The organism is Martelella alba, from assembly GCF_005217455.1.
GTDB lineage: Bacteria > Pseudomonadota > Gammaproteobacteria > Enterobacterales > Enterobacteriaceae > Acerihabitans.
In genome coordinates, this window is sequence record NZ_SZPQ01000031.1 from 1 (window position 1) to 12,391 (window position 12,391).

The window sequence follows — 12,391 nt, forward strand, 5'->3', positions numbered from 1 at the left end:
TTCACACCAATGCAGCATATTCAGCGCATGACCTGATTCTACTTATCACCTCCGTTAAAAATGGGGGGATTACCATTCTGGATAAGACCGGATCGCCCGTTGCAAATCAACAAGAAAAGTCCTGGGTCCATCGCCTCCGTCCGGGCCAATTCTTGAGGCGCGGATCCCTATCCCGACAGAAAGCCTTTTCACCCGGCATCGGATTATGGAATACTGTCGACAATATTACGGTTAAAAGACCTCAGTACTCAGGATAATGGTTGGCTTATGTCTCAATCCAAAGATTCGTTTGCCGTGCTACGCACGGCGACCCTGTCGGGTTTGGTGCAGGAAGAAATTTTGCGACGGATTAAAACCCGGGAATTGGAAGCCGGCATGAAACTCAACGAGATGGAGCTGGCGGAGCATCTGCAAATAAGCCGCAGTCCGGTACGCGAGGCATTCCGCGCGTTGGAGGAAGCCGGCCTGGTTATTTTGGAAAAAAACAAAGGCGCCCGAATCCGCGATATTTCCGATGAAGAGGCGGCGGAGTTGTATGAAGTCAGGGCCGGATTGGACGAACTCGCCGGCCGTCGGCTGGCGTCAAGAATCACTGACGGCGAACTTCAGGAATTACAGAACATGCTGGTGCAACTGGAATCCAGTTCCTGTCACGATGATATCAACAACTATTTTTCGCTGAATATCGCTTTCCACGACCGGCTGGTGGAAATGGCCGGCAACGAGACCTTACTTTGTCTGTACCGCCAGGTCATCAATCGGATGCATCTTTTGCGCCGCCGGGGATTTTCCCTGGCGGGCAGTTCCCAATCCTCCCATACGGAGCATCGCATGATTCTGACGGCACTGGCCGCCCGCGATCCGGATTCCGTCGCGCGGATGATGCGCCAGCATGTACAGCAAGGCTATCAGCGCGCCTGCAACGCTCAGGATGTCGAAAAAGCGCCCCAGTTGACCATCCCGTTACGGGAAAAACCCTAACGCCGGCCCGGCAAGGTTTCGCTGGCGCGCCGGGGCGGGAGGGGAAACGGCGACTACAACGAGTGATTGTCCACTTCGAAAATGTCCCCGTGTTCCAGGCGAAATACGCGATTGCACAATGTTTTGATCAGACCATGGTCGTGCGAGGCAAACACGAAAATATCGGTCCCGGCGATCCAGTCGTTCATCCGCGCCTGGGCCTTTTTCTGAAAACTCTCATCGCCGGTGCCAAACATCTCATCTATCAATAAAATTTCCGGCCTGACGGAAGTCGCCACCGCGAACATCAATCGCATGGTCATGCCGGAAGAATAGGTACGCACCGGCAAATCCAGGAACCTTCCCAGCTCGCTGAAATCCTCGATATCCGGAATTTTGGCTTTGGCCTGTTTTAGGTTATGGCCCAATAGCAACAACATGCGCAGAATATTTTCATAACCTGATAATTCGGCATCCATGCCGGCTCCCAGTTCAAAAACGGTAGCCACTGTCCCCACACGCGCCACATTGCCCGATGTGGGGGGATAAATACCGGCCATGGCGCGCAGCAATGTGCTTTTCCCCGCGCCATTATGACCGATCAATCCTACGGCATCGCCGTCGCGCAGGGTGAAACTTACCCGATTTAGGGCGGTTACCGTCACAACGCCGCCGCCGCCGCCGATTCGGCCCCCCGATCCCATTCTAACCAATTGCCGGCGCAAGGATTGCGAACGGGCGTTATAAATGGGGTAGGCGATCGTCACTTCATTGAAAACAAGCTCGGCCATGGTCAAATCCAGAACGCCAGCCGAGGCGCATAACGGTTAAATAACCACAGCGTTAGCGCCCAACCCAATAAGGCGCTTATTATTGCTGCAAGATAAACAAAAGTGTCAGGCGCATGCCCGAATAACGGATCGCGCACCAGGGTAATGAAATAAGAGAAAGGATTCAGCCAAATGATGACCTGGCTAATACCCAGATGTCCGGCGCGATAAATGACTGGCGTCAAGAAAAACACAATCGGCATCAAAGATTGTACGATTTGTTCCACATCACGGAACCGGGCGCCTATCAGGCCAAATAATAATGTTATCCACAAAAGGTTCAGCATAACAATAATGAACCCCGCCAAACCGAGCAAGGTGAACCAACCCAGTGGCTGTGGATAGACCAGCCATACCGCCAGTAATACCAGTAAATTATGCGCCAAACATATCATTTGCCGCACAATCAATTGAATGGGATGAATTAACAAGGGTAAGCGCAAATTGCGGATAATCTTTGATTGACGGACGAATACGGCTGGGCTTTCCGTGACGCAGCCTGACATAAATTGCCATAATAACAGGCCCACCGTCAACGAAGGTATAAACTCCCGGCGATCCTGATGCAGCAGTTGGCTCCATACCAGCCCCAGCCCCGCCACGCCGATGGCGGCGCCCAGGGTCAACCAGAATGGCCCCAATATGCTGCGTTTATACCGCGCCTTGGTATCGCTGTAAGCCAGATGAAAAATAAGCGGCAAACAGCGAACACTGTTGAGCAGATCTCTCGACATAAAGTCCATTACAGCCACACGTCCTGAATTATCCCTTATTTGGCAGGCCGCCGATAGTCTAATGCGAATCGGACCTATAACGCCAGCCATTGCGCAGGCAGCAAGTCATTTATATCCTTGTTGTTATATCTCATCAGGGTAAATTTATTATTTCCATCATTATCGTGTTAATAACCTATTCCAGCCATGCCGGCGGTTTTCGCATACGCTAAAATAGCTTATCACCGGATTATACTCTAAATAATTCAAGTTGCATCGCGACGGCAAGTGAGTGACAAATTCGTCGGGGACGAATTTAAACCGCCCATGGCCGGCCCCCGGTGAGAGAAAGAATGTCTCTCATAACCCCCAAGGTATAGACGACGAGGTAACTGGGGTGAACGGACGCCGCCAACAAAGAGGCGACTTGAAGTATGACGCGTATAGCCAAATTCATGATCTTTCGATCACCTTTCATGCTATTTCGGGCCATTTGATTTTCGGCCGTTATTTTCTTTACGCCCACGCGTATAGACAGGAGCGCACTTGAACGTCTCGCACCCGCAAGCTCAATCAGGCATGAGCGTCGCTATCCTGATGGGGACATACAATGCCCAGCGTTTTCTGGCGATGCAGTTGGATTCTATCGCAGCCCAATGCTGGCCGAATTGGACTATCTGGATATCCGATGACGGCTCGCGGGATGCCAGTCTGGCCATTATCAAGGATTTCGCGCAAAAATGGGGACCGGAACGGGTCAAACTTTTATCCGGCCCGTGCCGTGGATTCGCTGAAAATTTTCTGTCGCTGGCCTGTAATCCGACGATTCAAGCCGATTATTACGCCTATGCCGATCAAGATGATATCTGGGAACCCGATAAGCTTCGTCGCGCGTTAACCATCCTGGAGGAGAACGGCCGTGAACAACCGATGTTATATTGTTCGCGTACCCGCCTTATTGATGAAAACAATCAGGAGCTGGGCCTCTCGCCACTGTTTCGCAGGAAGCCGAGTTTCGCCAACGCCTTGATCCAAAGCCTTGGCGGCGGTAATACCATGATTTTTAACCGGGCGGCCCGCAATCTGCTGCGGGAAGCCGGCTGCGTCAATATCATTTCCCACGATTGGTGGACCTATCTGGTGGTGACCGGCTGCGGCGGCAGCGCCGTATACGATGATTACCCATCCGTTCGCTACCGCCAGCATGCGGCCAACCTGATCGGCTGCAACCTGGGCCTGCGTAATCGTTTGGCCCGGCTCGGCCAATTATGGCGCGGCGATTTTAGGCGCTGGATAGATTGTAATGTATCGGCACTGCAACTTATCAGCCAAAAACTGAATCGGGAAAACAACCATCTGTTATTCAAATTTATTCGGGCACGCCGGGACTGGCTTTTGCCTCGGCTGTTGGTGCTAAAGCAGTCGGGAATATACCGGCAGACCCTGCTGGGTAATCTCGGCCTGTTATTCGCTGTAATTTTCAGGAAACTTTAAATGAGCATATTCGTCACCGGCGGGGCCGGTTTTATCGGCAGTAATTTCATACAGGATTGGCTGGTCGGCCACGATGAGATCATCATCAACCTGGACAAACTGACTTACGCCGGCAATCGGGATAATTTGGCGGCATTAGCCGGCGATGAGCGCCACATTTTTGTCCATGGCGATATCAATGACCGGAAGTTGATTGCCGATCTGCTGCGTGAGCATCGCCCGCGCGCCGTGATCCATTTTGCCGCCGAAAGCCATGTGGATCGGTCTATCGATCACCCCGATCCGTTCATCCAAACCAATGTGGTCGGAACATTCAACCTATTGGAAGCGGTCCGCCAATATTGGCTTGCCGCCAGCGGATCGCACCAGGCCGACTTCCGATTCGTCCATATCTCCACCGATGAAGTCTACGGTTCGCTGACCCCAGTCGGACCTGCCTTCCGCGAAACCGATCGTTACGAACCCAACAGTCCTTATTCCGCCAGTAAAGCCGCCAGTGATCATCTGGTGCGAGCCTATGGCCACACCTACGATTTACCTGTGATCACCACTCATTGTTCAAATAATTATGGCCCCTATCAGTTCCCGGAAAAATTGATTCCCCTGATTATTCATAACGCCTTGGCCGGCCAGCCCCTGCCTTTATACGGCGACGGCCGGCAAATACGCGACTGGCTGTATGTCAGGGATCACTGCGCGGCTATCCGTTGCGTGCTGGCGTCGGGCCGCATCCGGGAAAACTACAACATCGGCGGCTGGAATGAAAAATCCAATCTGGAAGTCGTTCAGACCCTTTGCTGCTTGCTGGATAAGCTGAGACCCCAGGCCAGCGGCGCCTCTTACCTGGACCAGATAACCTTTATCCGGGATCGCCCAGGCCACGATCGCCGCTATGCCCTGGATGCCTCCAAAATAGAACGGGAGCTTGGCTGGCAGCCGGCGGAAACATTTGAATCCGGCCTGGAAAAAACGTTGCAGTGGTATCTGGCGCATCCGGAATGGACCAATAACATCGCCAGCGGCGCTTACCGCCACTGGCTTGAGCTACACTACTCGTGATGCCCGCCCCGGATGGCCCGCGAAACCGGGGGCGGCGTTATTGCGCTTCGGACAGGCTGTCCTCCGTCGCCGGCGGTGCGAGATGAGACATGACATAATGATAGATATCGTTCATCTGGGATTCCCAACTTAACGTTTCCATGGTGGCCAGACCGCCGTTCGCCAGTTGTTGTCGCAACGAACCATTGTCATACAGACAGGTAAACGCCTCCAGCATGGCTTGCGGCGTCGGATCCGCCAGATAGGCATTACGGCCGTGCTGACAATGCCATTCCACATGCGGGCCGTTATTCGCGATCACCGGTACCCCGCAAGCCATCAGTTCGACCGGCAAATAGGAGAGGTTGGTGCCGGAAAAGGCCATGCCGATATCGCAGCTTCGATAAAGGTCGCCCGTGGCCTGAAGCGACAGATTGCCCATCAGCGTGGCGGGAAAAGGCGGCCGGGCTTTCAGATCCAGACCGGCGATGACAATTTCCACCATCGGGAATTTTTCGGCGATTTTCTTTAGCGATGCCATGCCGAGTTCAAAGCACCGGCGCTCGGTGGACGGTCGGCCATAGAAAAACAACCGCGTTACCTTTTGCCGTACCATGGCGTCGCGTCTGGCGGGGAAAAAGATCTTCCGGTCGGCGGCGAACAGATAGGGCCGCGCGCAACCGCCATGCGCTTCATAGCATCGTTTGAGCCAGCCGCCGCCGGTGATACCGATAAAACCGAAGCCATAGGTGGCGTTGGCCTGCATGGCGGTGGTGCCATAAGCATAAAACAGGCTTTCGTAATCCTGCATGAAGTAGAATTTTTTTTCGGTGAACGTGAAGGCCCGGACATGATAAGCCGACTGCCAGGTCGTGGCCAAGGCCGCGCGGGCGGCGGGCAGTCGGGCCGGATCGATGACAACCTCAAGCTTGCAGTCGGGCAACGCCGAGTCCAGATCTTTTTGTAAGTGCGCGCAAGTGGTATGCCGCCGGTTATCGTAGATGAAGATAAGGTTGCGCGTGCCAAACCCGGCGAAATGATTGGCGAACCGGAACAGCGTATAGTGACCACCGCCCCAAACATTGGTCCAGTCCGGTACAAACCAAATGAATACCGGCCGCTCGTCTTTGGCCGGCACAGGGGCGACAGCGCCGCCATAATCGCGCCAATGCCGGTAATCGAGCACCGTATCGCAGGTCATCGCCGAATCCAGTTGGGCCATTTCCGGCCATACCGTATTGGAACCGGGATTGACCCGATGATGCAACAAGACGAATAATCGCGGACGGCATTTATACATGGCGAAAATCAGGGCATTGCCCCAGCCATATTGTTTGGCGCAAAACCACAGTCGCTTGAAGTGATAAAGCATGATTACGTCAGTTATCCTGGAAAGTCGCCACATATTTTGCCAAATCCTCTTTCCAATAGCCGGGATTCAAGGATGCGTCCAGAGTGGAGAGGTATAGGGATTTGATGCCCTCGGAGAACGGCCGGGGAGCGGATAAGGGGAATAAGGAGGACTGTACCGGTACGATATTACCGCGGTAACGTAGTATTTCGCCGATTTCCCGGGCAATATCAAAACGGCTTATCGTACCGTTGCTGGCATAGTGGAAAGTACCGGTCTGCCGGTCATGCATCGCTCTGATGATAAATTCGCTGAGTTGCGCGGCATGGGTGATGCTGCCCAATCGATCATTTACCGCTTTCAGTTCCGTCGCGCCGGATTTGATTTGCCGTATGATTTTACCGACAAATTTATGATCTTTATTCGGGCCGCCGCCGATCATCCAGCCGGCACGCAAAATCAGATGTTTCTCCGGGCAATAGATCTTTACCGCCTCCTCGCCGTTCAGTTTCGAACGACCGTAATAATTGGTCGGCAAGGGAATATCCAGCTCGTTATAACTGATTTTCCCCTCGGCGCCGAACACATTGGAGGATGAGATGTACAATAACCAGGCGCTGCTTCCCTGAGCGGCTTTGGCGATCTGCTCCGTGGACAAATGATTATAAATACCGGCCCTGGCCGGTTCGCGCTCGCATAAATCCACATCGGTCTCGGCGGCGAAGTGCAGAATGATATCCGGTCTCAATTCAGAGATATACTGATACACGGAACAGGGATTGGCCAGATCGCAACGTCTGCGATCAGCCATCACAATGTCATAACGGCAATGGCTCAAGGCATGAGTGACATACATGCCGAGCATACCGGTGCCGCCGGTGATAACGATTTTTTGTGTCATGGAAATACCTCGGCGACCGCCAGAGTGGTTCCGGCGCTGTCTTTTCTGGAAATCAGAGGGGGAACGCTATCGGCGACATCCGCGGCCATATTTTTCCATTTCACCGCAATATCAGAGTCATCGTAACGGATACAGCGGTCATATTGCGCATACCAGTATTCAGTCACCATATACTGGATTTTCGCCCGTTCCGATATCACCTGAAAGCCATGGGCGAATCCTTCCGGGAGCCAAAGCTGACGCTGGTTCTCGTCGGACAGTAACGCGCCGGTCCATTGACCGAAAGTCGGTGATGAGCGGCGCAAGTCCACGGCGACATCGAATATCATGCCTTCCACGACCCGGACCAGTTTCCCCTGGGGCTTATCGACCTGATAATGCAGGCCGCGGATGACATGCCTTACCGACAAGGATTCATTATTTTGCACAAAGCGCAATTCCCGGCCGATTGCCTGACAAAATTTACCGAGATTGAAACTTTCGCAAAAATATCCGCGTTCGTCGCTAAATACCGGAGGTACTATCAATAGGATATCCGGGATCGAGAGACTTGATATTTTCATTGCACGTTCTCTTTAAGTAAAAATAGCAAATATTGCCCATAACTGTTTTTCACCAGTGGCCTGGCCAAATCAGCCAGTTGTTTATGGTCTATCCAGCGTTGCTTATAGGCGATTTCTTCCGGGCAGGATACTTTCAGCCCCTGTCGGCTTTCCAACGTGGCGATGAATTGACTGGCATCGAGTAGCGAGTTATGCGTACCCGCATCCAACCAGGTGAATCCCCGGCCCATGACCTGGACTTTCAATGATTCACGCTCAAGATAAAGTTTGTTAAGATCGGTGATTTCCAACTCACCGCGCGCGGACGGTTCTAATGTTTTAGCTAAACGGCAGACATGCCTGTCGTAAAAATAAAGGCCTGTTACCGCACAATTCGATTGCGGATGCGTCGGTTTTTCTTCAAGGCTAATGACCTGACCCTCGGCATTGAATTTCGCGACGCCATAACGTTCAGGATCCTGGACATGGTAGACAAAGATGCTGGCGCCATTTTCATGATGCATGGCGTTTCGTAATAATACCGGCAGATCATTTCCATAAAAAATATTATCACCAAGAATAAGAGCACAGGGGCTGTTATCCACAAAAGACTCGCCGAGAATAAATGCTTGCGCCAAACCATCCGGCGAAGGCTGAACACGGTAATGTAATGATATTCCCCATTGTTCCCCGCTGCCCAGCAATTGTTTAAACCGCGGGATATCCAGCTCGGTGGAGATAATGAGAATATCCCTGATCCCCGCCAGCATCAAGGTACTTAAGGGATAATAAATCATCGGTTTGTCGAATACCGGCAGCAATTGTTTGGAGACGGCCAATGTGGCGGGATGCAAACGGGTACCCGCTCCACCCGCCAAAATTATCCCTTTGCGTTTCATGAGTTTTTTCCTCTGGACGTCCCCTACTGACCGCAAACATGTAAAAGATCACCGCTTGACTCGCCAGCCACATCGCCGTTTTGTCTGCGGCATTTGCTCACCCAAATCACGAAATCGGTTTTACTCGCAACTCAATTATATAAGCCCAAGTTGCGGCGCAATGGCGGCTAACGCAGCCAACAAAGAGGCAGCTTGACGTATGATGAGCCAATGTAATAGATATATCTATTGTGCTGGACAAGTCATGTCATAATACCCGGCGCTGACTCAGCGGATTCATCATAACCCAAAATCTTTTTTTGACTATCGGAGAGATGGAAACATGTTTTTAATCATCTCCGTAGACCAGAGTCGACTCGGCGACGACAGACCTTGGCGATGAACCTGAAGACCACGGGTGCTAACCTAATAACCTATCTCGCAAGGCGTTACTGGCGCAGGCGGATTTGGACCCAATGGAATCCACCCATCAGGGGGGCATTAAGGATAGCGGGGACCGCGCTTGGGAAAACACTATGTCACCGGGGTATATATACTCTAAATAATTCAAATTGCATCGCGGCGGCAAGCGAGCAAGTTCCCAGGAGCATAGATAACTATGTGACTGGGGCGAGCATGTGTAGCCAAAAAAGAGGCAACGTGAAGTATGGCGAGTATAACGTTTTGGTGGATAAACATTCTTTAATAATATCCAAGGCAATAACCCCGCACCGCCCCTTGCGCAAGCCGTTAGTAAAGAAAAATTAATTAGAATAATAGGATAGACGCATCCTGCTTTTATTCGCTAACATAAGTAACCCCATTAAAGTAGAGCAACATAGATACATTAATGAAATTAATTTCTCACATCAATACGCTGGATTATTCACATTACCTCGCGGCGGTTAGCGAGCGATGTGCTTCGGACTATGAACGATAAATATCGTCAATATATTGGCTAATACTGTCGATTGCCATAGCGAAGTTAATTTTTAAGGAGAAACAAAGATGGCGCTGACTGATTATATAACAAAGGCACTGGGTTATACCGCCGCTTACGGGTGCCTGATATGGCTGTCACCGTCCGCCGCCTTGGCCGGATCAGCCCGGGATTATCTCAACGCACCCATCGACTCCTGGCTTACATTTTACAATGTGGGATACTCGACTTCGGTTACGCCGGAAGACGGTACCGATATCACATCCAGTGTCCGCGCCAATGTTCTGACACAATCCGTTATGGTGACGAGAACCATGGATTACTGGGGCAGAACCGGCGGCTTGTCGGTTGTTTTGCCCCATCGCTATCTGGAGGCCACCTCCGATGATTTTCGCGCTTCCGGGCGGGGCATTTCCGACGTCGGTTTTTTATGGCAGATGAATATGTTCGGCGCGCCGGCGCTGACCAGGGAACAATTTCATACCTTCACGCCCGGTCCTTTCTCGAGTTTTCATCTCTTCATCGGTACACCGCTTGGCACCTACGATGCCACGGATGCGATGAATCCCAGCAGCAACCGCTGGACCATCAGTCCTACCGTCAACTATAGCTATACCCCTGATCAGGGTTGGACCTGGTATGAAACCTATCTCACCGCGCGGTTTTTCACCGACAACAATGACTATCGGGTTGGCGGCGCCTCGCGGCTAAGTCAAAAACCCTTGTATACCCTTGAGGGACATGCCAGTCGCAATGTCACCCAGCGGTTATGGTTATCGGCCGATGCTTACTACAATTTCGGCGGCGAAACCCGCATTGATAATACCGATCAGGACAATCGGGCCAGCACTCTGCGGTTGGGTGTGGGTTTGGGTTTAAACGCCTGGGCAGGCGGCGATCTTATTTTCAATTACGAGGGCGTGGTGGCCAAACCTTCCGGTCAACCCGACGGTCAGACGGTTAGGTTGACCGTCAGGCAATTTTGGTAATTGCGGCCCACATTTTGCGGAGTGAATGCATTCTCCCCATGACCAGCCTTAAGCCTAAGATCATAAGGGGTATTTTAATAAAAAACCGGCGGCGGCCGACTTCCCGCATGGCTTTATATTCATCGCTCATGGCCGTGCCGGGTCAACGCGATGTGCGAGTGCCGTCGCCAGCCAGATTGCATTGTCCCAAGGTACGCACGGTATTGCCGTGGCGTCCAGGGCGCGCCGCCACCCGGCAAGCAAAGCCGTGGTAAACCTCGGGAAAAGGCTAAAACCCTTATCACATAGCGGATAAAATCCCATGCAGTATTTCGTGAGGGGAAAATTGATATTTACCCCTGTCACCCCTTTTTTTCATTCTCATGGGCGAATGCCGGCCAGCCGGCGCCGGAAGGCCATCGCAACAGAGTTGCTCTGTTGGAAAAGTGCAAAATCGATAGTTTGTCCTGAAAGTGAATATCATATTTATTTCCGGCCTATTCCGACTCCATTCAACCTGAAAAATAAAATGTATGATGATTAACGTTTTGAATAACAATAGTTTTTAAAATATCAACTTTATTTTTAGACCAGCAATGACATTAATTGACAAATGGATTCGAGACCATCACTCTATTAGGGATTTTTATTTTTTGTCACCTTATTAAATCAAGTTATTATAATGAATTTTTGGAGCCATTAAGAATGCCTACATTGCACAAGCCAGCTATTTATCTGCCGGAGCATATAATCACTCTTGAAGACACTATCGCTTTAGCCAGGAAAGACTTCAAGGATAACCCCAATTTAGACAAGGCCATTGAATTAATTACTAATACCGGCGTGAGAAAAAGGCACATCATCCAGCCTATTGAACTGGCCACATTACATCCCGGATTCGGCTATCGCAATGCAGTATTTGAATATGAATCCAAACGGCGAGTTCCTGCTGTTATCGAAGAAGCACTTGGGCATGCCGATATCACCGCCAAAGATGTTTCCGCCATCATATATGTGTCCTGTTCAGGATTTTTAATGCCCTCCCTGACCGCCTGGCTTATAAACAAAATGGGCATGCCCCTGAATACCGTCCAGATTCCCATCTCGCAATTAGGCTGCGCCGCCGGCGGCGCGGCAATTAATCGGGCTCATGATTTCATCCAGGCTCATCCGGGCAGCAATGTACTGATTGTCAGCTGTGAATTTTGCTCACTGAGTTATCAGCCCACCGACGGGGATATCGGCAGTCTGCTTTCCGACGGTTTGTTCGGCGACGCCATCACCTCGGCGGTGGTAACGTCGCGCGCTGGAAATGGGCTTGAGCTATTGAGGAACGCCAGCTACCTGATTCCCGATACGGATGAATGGATTCGTTATGCGGTTAAAGACACGGGCTTTCATTTTCGCCTGGACAAACGCGTACCAGGCACCATGAAACCGTTGGCGCCGGTAATGCAGGAGTTGGCGACGGCCCATCAATGGCAAATCGATAATTTGGATTACTATATTATTCACGCTGGCGGTCCTCGTATTCTTGACGATTTATGCAAATACCTTGGCGTTGCGCGAAATAAATTTTCCTATAGCCGCGATACGCTGGAAAATTGCGGCAACATCGCCAGCTCCGTGGTGTTCGAAGCGTATCGCCGCATGCATGAAGACAGCATCTTCAGGCCCGGGGGAAGAGGTATCATCGCCGGTTTCGGACCAGGCATTATCGCCGAGATGAACTTGTCCCAATGGGGCGACTACGACCTGAAACGGCTAACCGCCTGA

12 protein-coding genes are annotated in these 12,391 nt (G+C 51.5%); 6 read left to right on the top strand and 6 right to left on the bottom strand.

Features of this window, described 5'->3' with window-relative positions:
- Together FCN80_RS26940 and FCN80_RS18565 are read left to right on the top strand one after the other, a co-directional pair.
- Positions 1-257 (top strand): hypothetical protein (locus FCN80_RS26940; protein WP_230492778.1); only part of this gene is annotated, 257 nt, incomplete at its 5' end.
- 10 nt (positions 258-267) lie between these two features.
- On the top strand, positions 268-981 hold the full coding sequence (locus FCN80_RS18565; protein WP_136991662.1) for a GntR family transcriptional regulator: 714 nt from the start codon (positions 268-270) through the stop codon (positions 979-981).
- Between the two features lie 53 nt (positions 982-1,034).
- On the opposite strand, the gene FCN80_RS18570 is transcribed toward FCN80_RS18565, so the two are convergent.
- Positions 1,035-1,751, bottom strand: coding sequence for an ABC transporter ATP-binding protein (locus FCN80_RS18570; RefSeq protein WP_136991663.1), 717 nt, complete (start codon positions 1,749-1,751; stop codon positions 1,035-1,037).
- Positions 1,752-1,753: 2 nt separating this feature from the next.
- On the bottom strand, positions 1,754-2,524 hold the full coding sequence (locus tag FCN80_RS18575) for an ABC transporter permease (RefSeq protein WP_230492779.1): 771 nt from the start codon (positions 2,522-2,524) through the stop codon (positions 1,754-1,756).
- 525 nt (positions 2,525-3,049) lie between these two features.
- On the opposite strand from FCN80_RS18575, the gene FCN80_RS18580 reads away from it, so the two are divergent.
- Together FCN80_RS18580 and rfbB are read left to right on the top strand one after the other, a co-directional pair.
- Entirely contained in the window at positions 3,050-3,997 is a 948-nt protein-coding gene (locus FCN80_RS18580) for a glycosyltransferase family 2 protein (RefSeq protein ID WP_230492780.1), read from the top strand.
- Positions 3,998-5,056 (top strand): dTDP-glucose 4,6-dehydratase, encoded by a 1,059-nt coding sequence (gene rfbB, locus FCN80_RS18585; RefSeq protein WP_136991664.1) that lies wholly within the window; start codon positions 3,998-4,000, stop codon positions 5,054-5,056.
- 37 nt (positions 5,057-5,093) lie between these two features.
- Here rfbB and FCN80_RS18590 read toward each other — a convergent pair whose 3' ends face one another.
- The 4 genes from FCN80_RS18590 to rfbA are packed head-to-tail and all read right to left on the bottom strand — an operon-like array spanning position 5,094 to position 8,728.
- A complete protein-coding gene (locus FCN80_RS18590; RefSeq protein ID WP_136991665.1) occupies positions 5,094-6,407 on the bottom strand; it encodes a rhamnosyltransferase WsaF family glycosyltransferase in 1,314 nt (437 codons plus the stop codon).
- A gap of 7 nt (positions 6,408-6,414) precedes the next feature.
- Positions 6,415-7,287 carry an SDR family oxidoreductase gene (locus tag FCN80_RS18595; RefSeq protein ID WP_136991666.1) on the bottom strand — a complete coding sequence of 291 codons (873 nt, stop codon included), beginning with the start codon at positions 7,285-7,287 and terminating at the stop codon, positions 6,415-6,417.
- Complete coding sequence (gene rfbC, locus FCN80_RS18600) at positions 7,284-7,850, bottom strand: dTDP-4-dehydrorhamnose 3,5-epimerase (protein ID WP_136991667.1); 567 nt, start codon at positions 7,848-7,850, stop codon at positions 7,284-7,286. Before rfbC ends, FCN80_RS18595 begins: the two co-directional genes overlap by 4 nt.
- Entirely contained in the window at positions 7,847-8,728 is an 882-nt protein-coding gene (gene rfbA / locus FCN80_RS18605; protein WP_136991668.1) for a glucose-1-phosphate thymidylyltransferase RfbA, read from the bottom strand. Before rfbA ends, rfbC begins: the two co-directional genes overlap by 4 nt.
- Before the next feature lie 987 nt (positions 8,729-9,715).
- On the opposite strand from rfbA, the gene FCN80_RS18610 reads away from it, so the two are divergent.
- Together FCN80_RS18610 and FCN80_RS18615 are read left to right on the top strand one after the other, a co-directional pair.
- Entirely contained in the window at positions 9,716-10,636 is a 921-nt protein-coding gene (locus FCN80_RS18610) for a transporter (protein WP_136991669.1), read from the top strand.
- A gap of 684 nt (positions 10,637-11,320) precedes the next feature.
- Positions 11,321-12,391, top strand: a complete 1,071-nt coding sequence (locus FCN80_RS18615; RefSeq protein WP_136991670.1) for a type III polyketide synthase — start codon at positions 11,321-11,323, stop codon at positions 12,389-12,391.

Excerpts from the sequence above, each read along its gene's own strand:
- FCN80_RS18565 (WP_136991662.1), top strand. The coding sequence starts at position 268 with ATGTCTCAATCCAAAGATTCGTTTGCCGTGCTACGCACGGCGACCCTG.
- FCN80_RS18570 (WP_136991663.1), bottom strand. The coding sequence starts at position 1,751 with ATGGCCGAGCTTGTTTTCAATGAAGTGACGATCGCCTACCCCATTTAT.
- FCN80_RS18575 (WP_230492779.1), bottom strand. The coding sequence starts at position 2,524 with ATGTCGAGAGATCTGCTCAACAGTGTTCGCTGTTTGCCGCTTATTTTT.
- rfbB (WP_136991664.1), top strand. The coding sequence starts at position 3,998 with ATGAGCATATTCGTCACCGGCGGGGCCGGTTTTATCGGCAGTAATTTC.
- FCN80_RS18590 (WP_136991665.1), bottom strand. The coding sequence starts at position 6,407 with ATGCTTTATCACTTCAAGCGACTGTGGTTTTGCGCCAAACAATATGGC.
- FCN80_RS18595 (WP_136991666.1), bottom strand. The coding sequence starts at position 7,287 with ATGACACAAAAAATCGTTATCACCGGCGGCACCGGTATGCTCGGCATG.
- rfbC (WP_136991667.1), bottom strand. The coding sequence starts at position 7,850 with ATGAAAATATCAAGTCTCTCGATCCCGGATATCCTATTGATAGTACCT.
- rfbA (WP_136991668.1), bottom strand. The coding sequence starts at position 8,728 with ATGAAACGCAAAGGGATAATTTTGGCGGGTGGAGCGGGTACCCGTTTG.
- FCN80_RS18610 (WP_136991669.1), top strand. The coding sequence starts at position 9,716 with ATGGCGCTGACTGATTATATAACAAAGGCACTGGGTTATACCGCCGCT.
- FCN80_RS18615 (WP_136991670.1), top strand. The coding sequence starts at position 11,321 with ATGCCTACATTGCACAAGCCAGCTATTTATCTGCCGGAGCATATAATC.